Origin of the sequence: Parvibaculum sp. (assembly GCF_035325945.1) — a bacterium.
Classification (GTDB): domain Bacteria; phylum Pseudomonadota; class Alphaproteobacteria; order Parvibaculales; family Parvibaculaceae; genus Parvibaculum.
In genome coordinates, this window is record NZ_DAOKYX010000009.1 from 19,050 (window position 1) to 35,329 (window position 16,280).

The 16,280-nt window shown below is 64.7% G+C and carries 17 protein-coding genes; 9 read left to right on the forward strand and 8 right to left on the reverse strand.

Annotated elements, in window-relative coordinates:
- Positions 1-175: 175 nt before the first annotated feature.
- On the forward strand, positions 176-523 hold the full coding sequence (locus PKA57_RS06655; RefSeq protein ID WP_324298777.1) for a hypothetical protein: 348 nt from the start codon (positions 176-178) through the stop codon (positions 521-523).
- Here PKA57_RS06655 and PKA57_RS06660 read toward each other — a convergent pair.
- Positions 507-1,571: a hypothetical protein gene (locus PKA57_RS06660; protein WP_324298779.1), complete on the reverse strand. Its 1,065-nt coding sequence runs from the start codon at positions 1,569-1,571 to the stop codon at positions 507-509. The two genes, PKA57_RS06655 and PKA57_RS06660, sit on opposite strands and share 17 nt — an antisense overlap.
- 158 nt (positions 1,572-1,729) lie before the next feature.
- On the opposite strand from PKA57_RS06660, the gene PKA57_RS06665 reads away from it, so the two are divergent.
- Genes PKA57_RS06665 through PKA57_RS06675 form a run of 3 tightly spaced genes read left to right on the forward strand, consistent with a single transcriptional unit; the run spans position 1,730 to position 4,289 of the window.
- On the forward strand, positions 1,730-2,260 hold the full coding sequence (locus PKA57_RS06665) for a gamma carbonic anhydrase family protein (protein WP_324298781.1): 531 nt from the start codon (positions 1,730-1,732) through the stop codon (positions 2,258-2,260).
- A gap of 29 nt (positions 2,261-2,289) precedes the next feature.
- Entirely contained in the window at positions 2,290-3,105 is an 816-nt protein-coding gene (locus PKA57_RS06670) for an enoyl-CoA hydratase-related protein (RefSeq protein ID WP_324298783.1), read from the forward strand.
- A 53-nt stretch (positions 3,106-3,158) separates the two neighbouring features.
- Positions 3,159-4,289: a hypothetical protein gene (locus tag PKA57_RS06675; RefSeq protein ID WP_324298785.1), complete on the forward strand. Its 1,131-nt coding sequence runs from the start codon at positions 3,159-3,161 to the stop codon at positions 4,287-4,289.
- A gap of 16 nt (positions 4,290-4,305) precedes the next feature.
- Here the strand turns inward: PKA57_RS06675 and PKA57_RS06680 are convergent, their stop codons facing one another.
- Positions 4,306-4,731: a peptidylprolyl isomerase gene (locus PKA57_RS06680; protein ID WP_324298788.1), complete on the reverse strand. Its 426-nt coding sequence runs from the start codon at positions 4,729-4,731 to the stop codon at positions 4,306-4,308.
- 184 nt (positions 4,732-4,915) lie between these two features.
- Positions 4,916-5,599: a hypothetical protein gene (locus tag PKA57_RS06685; protein WP_324298790.1), complete on the reverse strand. Its 684-nt coding sequence runs from the start codon at positions 5,597-5,599 to the stop codon at positions 4,916-4,918.
- Positions 5,600-5,817: 218 nt separating this feature from the next.
- Between PKA57_RS06685 and PKA57_RS06690 the strand changes: the two genes are divergently transcribed.
- Positions 5,818-6,594, forward strand: a complete 777-nt coding sequence (locus PKA57_RS06690) for an enoyl-CoA hydratase-related protein (protein WP_324298792.1) — start codon at positions 5,818-5,820, stop codon at positions 6,592-6,594.
- A 114-nt stretch (positions 6,595-6,708) separates the two neighbouring features.
- On the opposite strand, the gene PKA57_RS06695 is transcribed toward PKA57_RS06690, so the two are convergent.
- The 4 genes from PKA57_RS06695 to PKA57_RS06710 all read right to left on the reverse strand — a co-directional run bounded on the left by PKA57_RS06695 (position 6,709) and on the right by PKA57_RS06710 (position 9,801).
- Positions 6,709-7,521, reverse strand: a complete 813-nt coding sequence (locus PKA57_RS06695) for a transglutaminase-like cysteine peptidase (RefSeq protein ID WP_324298793.1) — start codon at positions 7,519-7,521, stop codon at positions 6,709-6,711.
- Between the two features lie 326 nt (positions 7,522-7,847).
- A complete protein-coding gene (locus tag PKA57_RS06700; protein ID WP_324298794.1) occupies positions 7,848-8,351 on the reverse strand; it encodes an RT0821/Lpp0805 family surface protein in 504 nt (167 codons plus the stop codon).
- Between the two features lie 85 nt (positions 8,352-8,436).
- A complete protein-coding gene (locus tag PKA57_RS06705; RefSeq protein WP_324298795.1) occupies positions 8,437-9,141 on the reverse strand; it encodes a crotonase/enoyl-CoA hydratase family protein in 705 nt (234 codons plus the stop codon).
- 60 nt (positions 9,142-9,201) lie between these two features.
- On the reverse strand, positions 9,202-9,801 hold the full coding sequence (locus PKA57_RS06710; RefSeq protein WP_324298797.1) for a PilZ domain-containing protein: 600 nt from the start codon (positions 9,799-9,801) through the stop codon (positions 9,202-9,204).
- A gap of 307 nt (positions 9,802-10,108) precedes the next feature.
- Between PKA57_RS06710 and PKA57_RS06715 the strand changes: the two genes are divergently transcribed.
- Positions 10,109-11,752, forward strand: coding sequence for a choline dehydrogenase (locus tag PKA57_RS06715; RefSeq protein WP_324298799.1), 1,644 nt, complete (start codon positions 10,109-10,111; stop codon positions 11,750-11,752).
- 81 nt (positions 11,753-11,833) lie between these two features.
- On the opposite strand, the gene PKA57_RS06720 is transcribed toward PKA57_RS06715, so the two are convergent.
- On the reverse strand, positions 11,834-12,499 hold the full coding sequence (locus PKA57_RS06720; RefSeq protein ID WP_324298801.1) for a PAS domain-containing protein: 666 nt from the start codon (positions 12,497-12,499) through the stop codon (positions 11,834-11,836).
- 453 nt (positions 12,500-12,952) lie between these two features.
- Between PKA57_RS06720 and PKA57_RS06725 the strand changes: the two genes are divergently transcribed.
- From PKA57_RS06725 to PKA57_RS06735, 3 genes are all read left to right on the forward strand, one after another.
- Positions 12,953-13,918: a hypothetical protein gene (locus tag PKA57_RS06725; protein ID WP_324298803.1), complete on the forward strand. Its 966-nt coding sequence runs from the start codon at positions 12,953-12,955 to the stop codon at positions 13,916-13,918.
- Between the two features lie 430 nt (positions 13,919-14,348).
- Positions 14,349-15,785 carry an MATE family efflux transporter gene (locus tag PKA57_RS06730; RefSeq protein WP_324298805.1) on the forward strand — a complete coding sequence of 479 codons (1,437 nt, stop codon included), beginning with the start codon at positions 14,349-14,351 and terminating at the stop codon, positions 15,783-15,785.
- Between the two features lie 129 nt (positions 15,786-15,914).
- Positions 15,915-16,232 carry an SMR family transporter gene (locus PKA57_RS06735; protein WP_324298807.1) on the forward strand — a complete coding sequence of 106 codons (318 nt, stop codon included), beginning with the start codon at positions 15,915-15,917 and terminating at the stop codon, positions 16,230-16,232.
- Positions 16,233-16,280 lie beyond the last annotated feature (48 nt).

A 16,280-nucleotide genomic window follows, 5' to 3' on the forward strand; every position in this document is an offset into this window, starting at 1 on the left:
GGGGCGCGCCTGTGGCGGCCTGCCGGATACCTGGCTAATAGCTTGAAATATATAAAAAATTCCTTGCCCGGAACTTGCCCCCGCGCCGGTGGTACGGGCCTTGCGAAATTGGTGGCATGGCGTTCGGAGGGAACGCATTGCGACATTCGGCGCGCATTCATCTGTGCAGATTCGAGTGGCGTGGCGCGACAAGGTTTGCATGGGGCTATCGATGTCAGATTGGTTGGCGTTCTTCTTTTCTGTGGCTACGGGCTTCGTCGCGGCGGGCCTGACGGGTAGCTTCTACCGTCTGGTCACGCGCAAGCCGCCGAGCTTTCAGGTCTGGTCCGACAGCCTGTTCGGTCAGATCGGGGGGGTAGTGACGCTCGTATTCGCCGGTCCCAACGTCATTCTGCGCAATGCGCTGCGCGCCCAGGTTTTCGAACATCGCCCTCCGGCCTGGCTTCTGCTTTCCGCCCTGATCGCGATGATGTGGAGCTTCCTGTCCGGTGTCTTTCTGCTCAGCATCATCCTCGCGAGCTGACGCTTCGCGCCCGGAACCGGCGGCGAAGCGAGCCAAGGAACGCGGCTCCCACGGCCGCGGCCAGCGCCCAGCCCCAGCCAAGTGCCCAGAGGATCAGGTTTGCGACCGTCTTGAAGGCGCGCAGGCTGGTCTTGCCGGTAAGTTCCGCGATGCCGCGTGTCTTCGTACCGAGCTTGCCGCTCATCTTCGTCACATTGGCGAGATCGTCGGTCGTCTCCACGAATTTCATGAGACGCACGGTCTCGGCCGGACCGATCGTCTTTTCGAGCGCGGCGACATTGCCCAGCACCGGAGAAAGTTTGGCCATGGAAACGCCGTTCGCATAGTCGGCGATGGCGTGGCGCGTCGCGGCGCTGTCTGCGAGATCGACGCTTCTCAGCGTGCCGCGCAGCTTTTCAAAATTCACCGCTTCAGAGACGAGACGCCCCAGGTCGCGTGTGAAGCGCGCCGTCAGCGTTCCGGCTTTCCGGGCGACCTTGAGCAGCGAAACGCCGATGCGGGCCGGGATGGCGCTGCCGCCGGTCGCCACCGTCGCGGCGGTCGCGGTGAGGCCGACGACGGAAAGCCCGAGCACGAGCCGGGAATATTCCTCGCCATTGCCGAGCTTCGTACCCTCGACCCCGATGTCGCGCAGATCGCCGACGACGGTGAGATCGGAGGTGATCGCGCCCATGAAGGAAGCCGTGTCGCCGCCCTCGCCGGTGATGAAGCCTTCAAAGAAGCTGCCAGTGTTGCGAAGCGCCGTGCGGCCGGGCGCCTTTTCGCGGGCGAGCCGCGCCGCCGTGCCCGCTTCGATGGCCGAGCCCATGTAATCCGCGATGTCGGCATACATGACCGCATCGTCGAAGGCGCCCTCGTCGAGCGCCTTGTCGATACGCCGGCTCAGGTCCGATCCGCTCGTCGTCTGAGCCAGTTCCGCCTTGATAAAGGGGTCGGCCGGGATGAGGTCGTCGGAGACATAGCCGTCGAGAACGCCATTCTGATAGGCCAGCATGAAGAGAACCGGCACCAGCAGAATGAAGATCAGGACGTCGAGAAAAAGCCTCATGCGATTGCGCTCCCAGCCTTCGGATCGGCGCCAAGCTTCGGATATAGCGGGGCCGCGCGCAACCTTCCGCTGCGTCCGCCGTGCGCAGTCTCGTCTCCCGGCCCGGCGCGTGGCATAGTCCGCGGCAAGATGAACCAACAGGATCGAGGTAAAAACGCATGGCGATTTATGCTCTGGGCGGCGTCAGGCCCCAACTGCCGGCGGAGGGCGACTACTGGGTCGCGCCCAATGCGCAGGTCATGGGCAATGTCAGGCTCGAACGCAATGCGAGCGTCTGGTTCGGCGCGGTGCTTCGCGGCGACAACGAGCTGATTACCGTTGGCGAGAACTCGAACGTGCAGGACGGCTCCGTTCTCCACACCGATCCGGGCTCGCCCCTGACGATCGGCGCCAATGTCACGATCGGCCACATGGTCATGCTTCATGGCTGCACCATCGGCGATGGCAGCCTCGTCGGCATCGGCAGTATCATCCTCAACAATACGAGGATCGGGAAGAACTGCCTGATCGGCGCCAACACGCTGATCGCCGAGGGCAAGGAGATCCCGGACAATTCGATGGTTCTGGGGGCGCCCGGCAGGGTCATCAGGACACTGACGGATGAGCAGGCGGCGGCGCTCAGGCTTTCGGCGGATCACTATGTCCAGAACTGGAAGCGCTATGCGCGCGAAATGACGCCGATCGGCTGAACGAAAAACAAAGAACAGGGATGAATGCCATGAGCAACGCAGAGAAGGCCGCGGCGCGGCCGCAGGAAGTGCTCTATGAGGTATCGGAGCATATCGCGACCATCACGCTCAATGCGCCGGAACGCATGAACACGATTTCCGGCCCCATGCTCGACCAGTTGACCGCGCGCCTCATCGAGGCCAATGCGGACAAGGATGTACGGGTCGTGATCCTTACCGGCGCCGGCCGCGCCTTCTGCGCCGGGCTCGATCTGCGCGCGCAGGCGCAGGGCTCGGGCCTGCTGAGCGGCGGTATCACCTCGACGACGCTCGATCTCAGAAACACGCCGCCGACCGTGCTCCATGAAATGGAAAAGCCGACCATCTGCGCGCTCAATGGCGGCGCGGCCGGCTATGGCATGGACACGGCGCTTGGCTGCGATATCCGCATCATGGCGAAATCGGCCAAGCTTGCGGCGGCCTTCTGCAAGCGCGGGCTCGTGCCGGAATCGGGCGGCACATGGTTTCTGCCGCGCCTGATAGGCTGGGAGAAGGCGGCGAAGCTCATCTTCACCGGGCGCACGCTCAATGCGGAGGAGAGCGTCGAATGGGGGCTCGCCTCTGAAGTCGTGGCCGATGAGGAGCTGATGCCGCGCGCCCGCGCGCTTGCCCGCGAGATCGCGGCGAACGCGCCGCTCGCCATCCAGGCTGCGAAGCGCATGATGCGCATGGGTCTTAACGAACCTTTCCCGGAACATGTGCATCATGTCTTCCTTCAGCTTCTGCCGCTGATGCGGACGGAGGACGTGAAGGAAGGCATGAAGGCGTTCGTGGAGAAGCGCGAGCCCAATTTCGTGGGCAGGTGAGCGCGGGCGTTCGAGCCTTTCCGGTGAAGGCGGGGGTGGGGTGACCTAGGGCGATGAGGTTCGTTGCGCTGCTGCCGTTCAAGGCGGGTCGTGTTGACCGGCGCGTGGCCATGCGCGGCGAGCCGGCTGCAGCCTTGCGGCTTGCACTCTTTCTGGTGGGTCTCATCGCCGCCTTCATCCTGCTTGCGGGCGCGCGTGGCGCCATGGCCGCGAGCTTCAGCGGCAATTTCAACGGCATTGCGACGGCTGCAGGCATGACGCTCAGCCTTCAGGAGACGGGCGCGCGCGTCGTCGGGCGGCTGAGCGTGCCTGGCGGCAGGAACTATGCCCTCAATGGCGAGCGGACGGAGAAGGGCGTTCAGGGCACGCTCCGGCTCGGTGGTTCGGCGGCGGGGGTCGCGTTTTTCCGCATGGAGGAGCGACCGCTCGGCGTACAGTTCCTGTTCATGCCGGCGCGCGCCGATGGCAGGGCGAGCCTCGATGAGGCGCGCGAATATTCCTTCATGAAGCAGGGCGTGGCCGCGCCTCCGCCGAGCCGCTACCTCGCAGCGCCCGGCCCGGAGGAGAAGGTCGGCATAGTGCGTTTTGTCGATGAGTACAGGCTCTGGTCGCCGCGCGACGTGGCGCGCATCTATGCCTCGCTCGATGAGCGCAGCCAGGGCCTCGTTCAGCTCTACGATCATGCCTCGGCCGATATTCTGTGGCGGGTCTGCGCCGCGTCACTGGAAGGCGAAGCCGTGCCTGATGAAGTGATGCACGAGCTACTAGACCGTCAGCAGACGGATTGCGCCTCACTCATGCCGCTCGCGGAAGCGGCGCGGAAGGGCGGGCTCTTTCACGAGTTCGAGCGCCGGGCGCGATTTCAGTTCGAGATCGTCCGGGAGACGGTTCTGTGCAATCGCGGCGAGTCGACGCCCGAGAAATGCGCCGATGTGAGCGCGCTCGGCGCGCCGATGATCGTTCACTGGCGCGATGCCTCGTCGATCATGCGCGAGCTTGCGGGGCTTTCCCGCCGCGCGCCGGACGATATGCCGGACGCGGAGCGGATGGCGGCGGAGCGGCCTTCCTTGCGCGCCACGATCGTCGATGTGCAGGAGGCAGGCACGAAGACCCTGGCGCTGAAGGCCTTCTTGGCGGCGAAGCGGCGCGGGGTCCGGCTTCCGCTGCCGAACCCTCGCGGCTAGGCGCTGGGAACGCCGGTCAGTTGATGCCGACCAGCTCGATCGCGAAGGTCAGATCCTCGCCCGCAAGCGGGTGATTTGCATCGAGCCGGGCCATCTCGTCCGTGAGGCTCGTCACCACCAGCGCGATTTCACGGCCATCGCCATTGCTCGCCGTCAGCCGCATGCCGAGAAAAAGTTCAAGCTCCGGGGGAAGCTGCGAGCGGGGAACGTCCTGCGCAAGGCGCGGATCGCGCTCGCCATAGGCTTCGGCGCTCGGGATCGTGAAGGTCTTGGACTGGCCGATCTCCATTCCGACGACCGCATGCTCGAAACCGGGAATGACCGCCGCGCCGCCGATGACGAATTCGATCGGGCCGCCGTCCGCGCTCGAGTCGAAAACCGAGCCATCGCTCAGCGTGCCGGTGTAATGCACCCGAACGGTATCTCCGTTGCCTGCTGCCACGGGACAATGCCTTTCTGCGCCTGGAGCCGGACTTGCTGCGCATTGCAAGAGGCAGCACCGCGCGCGGTTCGTTTGAAACAAAAAAGGCCTTCAGAAGTATCTCCGAAGACCCGTAGCTCATGGCGCGAAGCCTATCACCCTTTTCGGGATGCCGTCACCCTCGCAGCAGTGCTCGCCTGCGATGTCAGAAAGGACGGCGCCACACGCGGCGAATCTTCGCGTCGGTCTCTGGGCCGAAATTGCACCAGGCTGTGCGGTCGCGCGTCGCATCGACGATGAACATGCTGTCGGTCTTGCCGATATGCTGGCTGAGATCGTTCAGCAGGCCGGCCGCCGTGCCGTTGGTGTTCACGCACCAGACATTCGGCGCGAGCTTGTAGGCAGGTCCGAGCGACATGATCGCCTGCTCGAGCGCGCCCGCATAGCGCGCCTTGATGTCCATGACGACGATGAAATTCGATGTTTCCGGCTGGCGGCGGCGGTCGATCTGTCCCTTGGAGGAGCCGTAGGCGGGGCGGCTCTGCGGCCGCGTGGCGTCGTTGGTCTCGTTGGCGGCGGGCTGCTCGCTGGCGGGCGCGGCGGCGGAGGCGTCGGCGGCGTCGGAAACAGGGGCGGGAGACTGCATCTCCGCGAAGATATCCGCGAAGGCGGGGATGGAAGCGGCATGTTGCCAGTCTTCGGCGCCGGGAGCAGAGCCCTCGGGCGCGATCACGCTTTGTGCGATGACGCGGCCCTCGGCGATATAGCTCTTCATCGCCTCGAAGGTGTAGGGGCCATATATGCGGTCTGCATATTTCAGGAGCCAGCGTTCGCCGCCGGGCGTGGTCCTTGCTGCTCCAGCACTGGAATACTTTTCAGGTCCAGCCATTGCCATCCATGAACTTGCTTCATCGTCCGGCTCTATACGCCGACGCGAATCGGCACAGCCCAGTGTGGGACACTTTTTCAGCTTGACCAATAAGACGTTCTCGTTAACGCGACGTCAACAGCGCGATGCTTGCCGCCTCCTGTCCGAGCGGGCAAAGTCGCCCGCGAATGGTGGCCCGCGCCTGCGATGCGTGGGCCGGCGACAGAATGGGGAAGCGTATGACCACTGAACATTGCAAGGCAGAGCGGGACGGGCACCTGCTCGTCGTTACCATAAACCGTCCGGAGCGCATGAACGCGCTGCATCCGCCGGCGAATTTCGAACTGGCGAAGATTTTCGACGATTTCGCGGCCGATCCCGATCTTTGGGTGGCGATCATCACGGGCGCGGGCGACAGGGCCTTCAGCGCCGGAAACGACCTCAGATATCAGGCCGAAGGCAACAAGATCGAGGTTCCGCCCTCGGGCTTTGCCGGGCTGACGGCGCGTTACGATCTCAACAAGCCGGTCATCGCGGCGGTGAACGGCGTCGCCATGGGCGGCGGCTTCGAGATCGCGCTTGCCTGCGACCTCATCATCGCCTCGGAGAACGCCGTTTTTGCGCTGCCCGAGCCGAAGGTCGGTCTGGCGGCGCTGGCGGGCGGGCTTCACCGACTGCCGCGCCAGATCCCGCTCAAGCAGGCCATGGGCATGATCCTCACCGGACGGCAGGTGCCGGCGAAGGAAGGCAAGGAACTCGGCTTCGTGAACGAGGTTGTTCCGCAGACGGAACTTATGGCGGCGGCGAAGCGCTGGGCCGGGCTCATCATGGAGTGCTCGCCCATGTCGATCCGCGCGTCGAAGGAGTCCGTCTATCAGGGCCTCGACGAGGCGAACCTTCAGGCCGCCGTCACGGGCAAGTATCCCTCCGTTGCGGCGCTCTTCCGCAGTGAAGACCTGATCGAGGGCCCGCGCGCCTTCGCCGAGAAGCGCAAGCCGCAGTGGAAGGGCCGCTGAGGGCAGAAAGTCGAATACCGGTCCTGCCGTGTGGGGAGCGACAGGACCGGCCTCGACAGGACCGGGCTCGGGGGGAGAACCCGGTCGGGGGTAATGGGCGGCGCGAACCGCCTTCTAAGCACTCGGCGGCGGCGCCGTTTTCTTTCCGCCATGCGGCGAGGCGGGGGCGCCGTTTTCGTCGGCGAGGCTCGGCCGCAGCGGGTTTGCGGTTTTCAGCGCCCGATTGCCGCCAGCGGGTTTTGCGGCGGCATAGGGCAGCGGCGAGCCGAGCGGCGGCACGCTTTCCCACGCCGCGACCTCGAAGCGCGAGGGATCGAGAGTGACCCAGATATAGGGGCGGCGCGTTGACTGGCGCTTCACCCATTTGTAGGGGGCCTCGTTCCAGGCGAGGATCGTCCGGATCTTGTTGTCGAGAATGTAATCGCCCTTGTCGGTGGCGATCGTCAGAACGGCGTGGCCGTCACCGTTGCGTTCGCGCACGACGGTCAGCAAGAGGCTCTCGGCCGGCCAGCCGCGCTCGATGAGCGTTCTGCGCTTGAGAAGGGCGAAATCCTCGCAGTCGCCACCGCGCGAATTGGGATAGGCCCAGTATTCGACGGCGCCGTAATTCTCGCTGTCTTCGATCTGCCTGACCTTGCGGTTCACATCGTCATTGATGTCGTTCAGCTCCGCCCAGCGCGCGGGCGTAAGCCTGGCTTCGCGGGGGGCGTCCGTGCCCCCTTCGCATTCGGCCCTGTTGCGCAGGCAGAAGGCGACATAGCCATAGGGCGGGCTGACCTGCTGGCCCGTGGGCATATGGGAGGCAGCCGTCTTCGCTGCGCCGCCAGGGCGCGTGCTTCCCGTATGTCCGATGCTGCCCGTCGATTGGCATCCCGCCAGCCAGAAGGCCGCGCCTGCCGCCGCCGCGAGCAAGAAAAGCCGTCTCACGTCCACCGCCCACAATCCTGTCGCAGCAATGCTTCCGTGCTGCGGGGGAAAGATTGGCAGGGAGGAATTTTTTCGCGCTTAAGCCGGTCGGCCGGATTTTATGAAAATACGATGACCTTTTGATTCAAATTTTGATTGAAGTTTATCGAAGGCCGCGCTGCTCCGTCGGCTTCGAAATTCCTCAATTCGAATCAATGAATTGCGGACATGCGTCCGCGCATATCCATCCTTGAGCGGACGAAATGCGGCAGGGAGGCGAAAACCGCGACGCCGGAAAATTTTTCAGGCGTCGCGGGGTCGCGAGCGGGATGGTAGGCGCAAAGGCGTCAGCCGACGACCTTCCAGCTTCCGTCGGGCTGCCGGCAGGCCGTCCCATAGCCGCGTTCCTGCTTTCCGCCGACATAGATCGTCTGCTGGAATTCGCGGCAGTACTGGCCGTTGTTCGAGTTGTAGCTGCGAACCGGCGTCACGTCGCCATAGGTGCCCGAATCGGGATTGCGCCAGCTCACGGGCTGGCCGGAATCGAGGCTGCGAACGGTGCTGTTGCCCAGATAGTTCTGGTCCTGGCAGGAGAGCTGGGTGGCGAGGTTGTTGCCGATGAGGCCGCCCGCCAGCGCGCCGCCAATGGTCGCCAGCGTCTTGCCCGAGCCGCCGCCGATCGTGGAGCCGAGAAGGCCGCCCACCACGGCGCCGCCGAGCCCGCCGAGTATGCCGTTTGTGCTCGTCTGGCTGCAATCGGCCCTGGCCGTGCCGGGCATTGCCGCGACACCCATGGCCAGAAGCAGGGCGAGGGGGAGAGCCTTCATCCGTGTGAGTCTCGGAAACCGCATGTCAAACCTCCGGATATCCATCTGTCGCCCCCCAGCGCCTCGTGAACTCCAAGGTCCGCGATGAACCAGAAAATTCGGCCCCTCGTCAACTGGCAGCGCCGTCGAAGGTGCGCGAATCGTCGTCGAGCGTGTCCCGGATGAGCTTCACCGTGGCCGCGCGCTCCTTGAGCTTGGTGTTACGGAAAGCCGGCTGGGGGAGGCCGGCGAGTTCGCTGGCGCGGGCGAAGGCAACCTCGGCCAGAGTGCCGGAAGGGGCCGTCTGGTCGAGATAGCCGACCTGCACCGCTTCGACGGGATTGTAGACCCGCGCCTGCGTCACCGCCGTCGTGAAGTGATTGCGAGCAAGGCGGTCGCGCGCAAGCTCGATGCCGAAGATCGGCAAGGTCATGTGGATGGCGACTTCCGGCAGGCCGATCTTGAAATCGCCCTCGGCGCCGATGCGAAGATCCGCCGACAGAAGCAGAAGGCCGCCCGCGGCCAGGGCGTGGCCCGTGCAGCCGATGACGATGGGCAGGGGGTGCGTGTAGAGCTTGAGGAGCAGGTTCGCGCCCGCCGTCACCAGCGGTGTCACATGCTCCCGGCCGGATGCCATGACCTTGAGGTCGAAACCCGCGCAGAAGCGGTTTTCGCGCCCGAGCAGGAGAACGGCGCGGGCTTCCCTTTCCGCGCGGTCGAGCGCGGCGCCGATCGCGTCGATCATCGGATGGCCGAGCGCATTGGCGCGGCCGTCATCCATGGTGAGGACGGCAACATTCTCGCGCAGTTCGTACTTCAGTATCTGGTCGCCCATGGCCCCGCTCCGGTCTGACTCGCGTTTGGAATCGCAGTCTAGACGGTGCGGAATTCGGTGTCAGCCGAAGGGGCGGGAGATGGCGCTCACACGCTCGGGCATGTCGGTGAATTCGATCGCGATGCCCTCGACCGTGTGCCGGACGATACGGCCGTTCATGCGCCCGATCGAGACGCTCATGCCGATAGGGGCGCGCAGCTCGGTCGCGACATTGGCGCCGCCGAGCGACATGTCGACGATACGGCAGGGGGCCGACCGCCCGTCGCTCAGGGTGAGGACGGAACCTTCCTCGATCCCGGCGTCCTGCGGCGCATAGCGCGGGAAAATGCGGCGGCGTTCGGCGGCGGCCTGTTCTCCGCCCTTGGCATAGAGGGCGAGGCGCTCGGCCACGCGGTCGCGGCGCGGGCCGGTCAGGGCCGTCTCGATGGCGAAGCCATCGTCGAAGTGACGGACGACCGGGCCCTCGAAGCGGCCGAAATCGTCGAGATAGATGATGAGGTGCGAGCCCAGCGGTACCTCGACCTCGGAAATGAGCGCGATACCCGCAAGCGACATGTCGCGGATCGAGCAGGCATGCTCGGCCCCATCGGGCGCCAGGAAACGCCCTTTCACACTCACCGGAACGCGCGGATAGCGCCGACGTTCGTGTTGGTCGCTCATGTCTTCTTCGCTCAGCCTTCCGCGCCAATGGTGAAATAGGGCGCTTGCGATTATGAAGAATAGGGGGGCAGGGTTAACGAAAATTTATCGCAGACGCCCGATTGGGGGCAGATTTTCTTGCAATTGCTGCGATTTGGCGGCTTCGAGCAAAATTGACGCTTGCGTCAGCTTTCATGATTGCTGACTATTCACCGAAAATCAGACCATCGAGGGCAAGGCGGGCGCCAGGCGGATGTCTTGGAACGGATGGGCGCCAGCACACGCCTCCTCGACGGCTCGAACAATCAGGAAGCAGCCGGGAAACATCATGAGTGATTTCGACTATATCATCATCGGAGCGGGCAGCGCGGGCTGCGTCCTTGCGAATCGCCTTTCCGAGGATCCGCAGAACAAGGTTCTGCTGCTCGAAGCGGGCGCGAAGGACTCGAACTTCCTCATTCATATGCCCGCCGGCGTCGGCAAGCTCATCGGTACCGAACTGGTCAACTGGTACTATTATACTGAAGGCCAGCCGCATCTGAACAACCGCAAGCTCTTCTGGCCGCGCGGCAAGGTGCTGGGCGGCTCATCCTCCATCAATGGCATGATCTACATTCGCGGCCATGCGCGCGATTACGATCTCTGGCGCCAGCTCGGCCTCGAAGGCTGGGGTTTCGCCGACGTTCTTCCCTATTTCCGCCGCTCCGAGGGCAACGAGAACGGCGACAGCGCCTTCCATGGCGGCGACGGCCCGCTCGGCGTCAGCAATGCGCGCAAGACCAATGTGCTCTTCGATGCCTTCGTCGAGGCAGGAAAGCAGGCTGGACATCCTTATACGGATGACTTCAACGGCCCGCAGCAGGAGGGCGTCGGCCCCTATCAGCTCACGATCAAGGACGGCAAGCGTTGCAGCGCGGCTGTCGGCTATCTCGTGCCCGCGCTCAAGCGGCCGAACCTCAAGGTCGAGGTCAAGGCGCTCACCTCGCGCATCCTGTTCGATGGCAAGAAAGCCGTCGGCGTCGAATATGTTCAGGACGGGCAGCGCAAGACGGTGAAGGCCGCCCGCGAGGTCATTCTGTCGGGCGGCGCGGTCAACACGCCGCAGGTGCTGATGCTCTCCGGCATCGGCGCGGCCGACACGCTGCAGAAGTTCGGCATCGATGTCGTGGCCAATCTGCCGGGCGTCGGCCAGAACCTTCAGGACCATCTCGACTGCACGGTCATCGCGGAGTGCAAGCAGCCCATCACGCTGCACAGCCAGATGAACCCGTTCCGCCAGATCCTGACGGGCATGCAGTACACTTTCTTCAAGAGCGGCCTTGCGACATCGAACGGTCTGGAATCGGGCGCCTTCCTCAAGACGCGGCCGGAACTCGAAATCCCGGACATCCAGCTCCACTTCGTGGCGGCGATGATGCGCGATCATGCGCGCCTCAAGTCCGATCGTCACGGCTTCACCGTCCATGTCTGCCAGCTTCGTCCGGAGAGCCGCGGCTATGTGTCGATCAAATCGACCGATCCGGCCGATCATGCGCTCATTCAGCCGAACTACCTCGCCGCCGAGACCGACCGCCGCGTGATGCGCGACGGCGTGCGCATGGTGCGCAATATTCTCGCGCAGCGGGCGATGGACCCCTATCGCGGGCCGGAGTTCTGGCCGGGCGCGGACAAGCAGAGCGATGAGGAAATCGACGCCTGGGTCCGCGAGACGGCGGAGACGATCTATCACCCGGTCGGCACGGCCAAGATGGGCAACGATCCGATGGCGGTTGTCGATGCCAAGTGCCGCGTCCACGGCATCGAAGGCCTGCGCGTCGTCGATGCGTCGGTAATGCCGACCCTTGTCGGCGGCAACACCAACGCGCCGACCATCATGATCGCCGAGAAGATTTCGGACGACATTCTCGGCCGCGCGATGCTTGCGCCCGAAAATGTGACGATTGCGGAAGATCGTCGGGGCGCGGCCGCCTGAGCCGCCTCGACCCATACGAATGAAGAAGGCCGGCGAGGGGGAAACCCGTCGCCGGCCTTTTCGTTTCGGACTTGCCCGGTTCTATTTGCGCTCGTCGCCCGTCTGGACCACCTTGACGAGGCGCAGATAGGTCCGCTCGCCCCGCAGCGGCGGGCGCTGATGCGCGAAATTCCCGATGGGGTTCGAAATCACCGGCGGCTTTTCGCGCACGATGCGGCGGGCTGTTTCGATGGCGCGCTCGCGGCGGGGCATGCGTTCCGGATCGACGATCTGCATGCGGTCGATCCACTGCCGGGCGAAGAGGCGCTCGCCGATCCACGCGAACTGATCGACCGGCACGGCGGCGCCTAGGACGCGCGTGATGGCGCCATTGTCCTGCGCGAGCGGCAGCAGGATCATCTCGAAGGTCGCCTCGCGGTGGTCGTTGGTGGTGGCGGTATATTCGACGATGGCGGCGCTCGCATTGCGCGTGACGGCGTGGAGCGCGTCTCTCAGGCTTTCATGGCATTCGTCCTGCCACATGGAGAGGATGTTGTGGCCGCGAAACTCCATGCCATAGACGCTGCAAAGGCCGGTGCCCGCGAGGCGGAAGGAGAAGGCATCGCCGCTCTGCCGCTCGAGGATGAAGACATAGGGCAACACGCGCCTGATCGCGCCCGGCTCGATCTCGCTGCGCAAGGGAGCGGGACGGCCCGCGCGAATGGTGTTCCAGTAGTCGAACAGTGCCTGAATGGTCTTGTGTTTCATTCTCTTCGTCCCCTGCCGCGCGGTTTCTCGCCCGGCGGGGTCTCCCCCTCATCCCTGGCGGCGCGAGCCGCAGGGATTGCCCCCTTGCGAGAATGCTAACTCAATCGAAGCCTGCCGTCCCGTTTTGGGTCGGCCTTGTGATCTGTCCCTCTGAGGGCCTTGCGTTCCGCCGCGATACAGCTTCCGCGTGGCAATCAGCCGACATGGGGCAGCACAGCAGAAAGCGTGCCATGCATCGGCGGCCTCCGGTCGAGGGCATCGGAGGGAGCGGCGAGGGATTTTGGCAAATGATGCCTGCTTCAAGGGGTTAGTGCGTTCCCGCGCTTGCGGTTTCGTCCGTGTGCGGTTCCGGCCCGTCGATGCGGTGTCGTTGCGGCATGGCTTTCGCATTCATGGGGCATGCGCGCCCTAGCGGCGCATGAGAACGTGCCCTTGCGGGCCAGGAGTGCAAGGATGAAACAATCGACCCCCTTCTTCGCGACGGTCGCCCTGGCGTTCGTCATGAGCGTCGGCTTCTACGGGCTCACGGGAGCCGCGCCGGCGCAGGCTTGCGGCGGGGGCTGCGAGACGCCGCCTCCGCCTCCGCCGCCCGAGGATTGCGGCTGCGATGATGGTGGCGGCGGGCATCATGGCGGTGGGCACGGTGGCGGCACCGTCATCAACAAGAACCACAACGAGAATTACAACAAGAACTACAACAAGAACACGAACACCAATACGAACACGAATACCAACATCAATACGAACACCAATAACGTGAACGTGACGGTGAATACGGGCGTCAATCTCAGCGCCTCCGCCATCGCCAATGCGAACGCCAATTCCAATGCCAACCTTGCCGCCGGTGTCGCGGCGCGGGCTTCGGGCGCCGGGCGCGGCGGGTCGGGCGGCAGCGGCTTCGGCATCGGCAATGGCAACGGTTCGGGTGGTGGCGGCGGCAGCTACTATGTGGCCGCGCCGCAGGCGACGCCGATGGGAAGCCTCGATGTGGTCGTTCGCGGCGCGCTCGCGATGAAGCCGGTGAAGGGCGTCTGCGTGAGCGCGAAGGGCCTCGAGGAAGCGGCGCGCTTCAGCACGCCGATGCGCGAGATCGGCGCGACGGACGATGTCGAGGTGTTCCACTGCGTTGCGGGCGACATGCTCGTCACGACCATCGGCCGGATGGCCGGCGCCGAGGGCCAGAAGGTTCTGGATTACACGGGCGGCTATGTCATCGAATGCCGCGAGGGCGAGGCGCTGCGGCATGGATCGAACGGCATGCTCGCCTGCGCACCGCGTCAGGGCGGGGCGAGCGTCGCCGATATGGCAGGCAATGGCAGGCAGGGCGTCGCGGAAGTCATGATCCGCAAGGCCGACCGGGGCGAGCAGGTCGTCAGCACCAATGGCGGCGCCTGGTTCAGCGGTGGCGTCGGCTACTGATCGCATCCGCATTGCATGCGTTACATGGCGGGGAGAGCAATGCTCTCCCCGTTTTCATGTCACAGGGATGGCAAGGGCGTGGTGTGTCGGCCGGGTCACAGGCGCGCGGCCGATCGCGCCCCTTCGGACATAATCCCTCTCCATCTATTGACGGGCTTCGGAGCGGGGCGTAACCATCGCGATCCTTGCAGGCACGGGCCTGCGCTGACGCGAGCGGCACCATGGATCAGTCGATGACCACAGCACGGAGAGAGCGTTTCGGCGTTGCCGATAGCTCGTGTGCGCCGACGACTCGCGAGGAGCGCGCGGACTAGCCGTCCGCTGATCCAAGGATCCCACCCCTCCCGAGCCTGGTGAATGCTTCGGAGGGGTTTTTTGTATCGGCCTCACCGTTTAGCCGTTCCCGGGCTCACAGACCAAAGCCCGTTCCATGACCAATTCATTGCTGAAGACTTCCGCCGAAATCCCGGCATCGCCGCAGGCCTCGCCCGTCTGGCTCGTCGAAGCGCGTGCGCTGATGCGCCTTGCCGGGCCCATCGTCGTGACGCAGCTCGCGCAGATGGGCGTCGGCACCATCGACATCCTCATGCTCGGCGCCTACAGCAAGGAGGCGCTCGCCGCGTCCGCGCTCGGCCTCAGCCTTTTCTATGCGATGTGGCTGCTCGGCATGGGGCCGGCCGTCGCGGTTTCGCCCATGATCGCCCATACGCTCGGCGAGCGGCGCGTCGCCGCGCCTGCAGTGCGCGCGAGTGTGCGGATGGCGTTCTGGGCGATCCTTCTCATGTCGCCGCCCATGATGCTCTTTCTTGCCTTCACCGAGCAGATGCTGCTCGCCGTCGGCGAACCGGCGGCGCTCAGCGCCGATGCCGGAGCTTTCGTGCGTCTGCTTCTGCTGGGTCTTCCATTCACGCTGGGCTTTCAGGTGCTGCGCGCCTATGCGAATGCGCTGAGCCGCCCGCGCGCGCCGCTCGTCGTCATGGGGCTCACCGTCGCCTTCAATGCGGCGCTCGGCTATGCGCTGATCTTCGGCCATTTCGGCGCGCCCAGGCTCGGCCTTCTCGGCGCGGGCATTGCCAGCGCGGTTTCCTTCGCCTTCAGCTTCTTCGCGCTGCTTGCGGCCGTCTTCATCTCGCCGGAACTTTCGCGCTACCGGATCTTCCATCGCTTCGGGCGCGCGTCATGGTCGAAATTCACCGAGGTCTTCAGGCTCGGAATGCCGATCGGCATGTCGATGATTTTCGAGGCGATGTTCTTCAACGCCGGCACGCTGATGATGGGATATTTCGGCACGGCATCGGTGGCGGCGCATCAGGTCGCGCTCAATGCCTGCGCGCTCGCCTTCATGGTGCCGCTCGGCGTTGCAACGGCGGCGACCGTTCGCGTGGGGCTGGCGGCGGGCGCGAAGGACATGCCGCGCGTTCGCATCGCGGGCGTCACGGCATCCGTGATGGGGATCGCCTTCATGACGGTGACGGGGCTTGCCTTCGCGATCTTTCCGCGCGAACTCGTCGGGCTCTATGTCGATGCGAGCGATCCGGCCAATGCCGATGTGATCGAGCATGCGGTCATCTTTCTTCGCATGGGCGCGGCGTTCCAGCTCTTCGATTCCCTGCAGGTGACGTTCGGTCTGTCGCTGCGCGGGCTGAAGGACGCGCAGGCCCCGATGTGGATCAATGGCGCGAGTTACTGGCTCATCGGGTTCCCGTCGGCGCTGTTCCTCGCCTTCGGTCTTGGCCTCGAAGGGCTCGGTGTGTGGATCGCTTTCGTGCTCGGGCTCATCGCCTGCGCGGCCGCGATGGCCCTGCGTTTCTCGTGGATGTCGGGGATGATCGGCCCGCGGCGCGCAAAAGCGCTCGCGCAAGGTTGATTGCCGCCATCTTATGACCTATGTGAGCTTGCATACCGGGACGACCCGGCGGCGTGGCTTCCGCATGGCAACCGCGCCGAAACGATCGGCGGAGACGGCTTCGCCATATTGCAACATGGAGTATGCGATATGGCCTGGACCATTCTCATGGCCGCCTCGGTGAGCGAAATCATCTGGACCTATACGCTGAAGGCGAGCGAGGGCTTCACACGGCCCGGCATCGCCGTTCTCAATGTCGCCGTCATGGTGCTGACGACGTGGCTTCTTTCGCTTGCCACGAAGTCGCTGCCGCTCGGCACCGCCTATCCGGTCTGGACCGGCGTCGGCATTGTCGGCACGGTCATTGTCGGCATCGTCGTTTTCGGTGAGGAGATGAACGCGGTCAAGGCCGCGGCGGTCGCGCTCATCGTCGCCGGAGCGTTGCTGCTCATGTTTGCCGAGGGGTAGGGCAAGACGCAAAACGCGAAAAGTGAGGGGAGGGCGAACCCTCCCCCC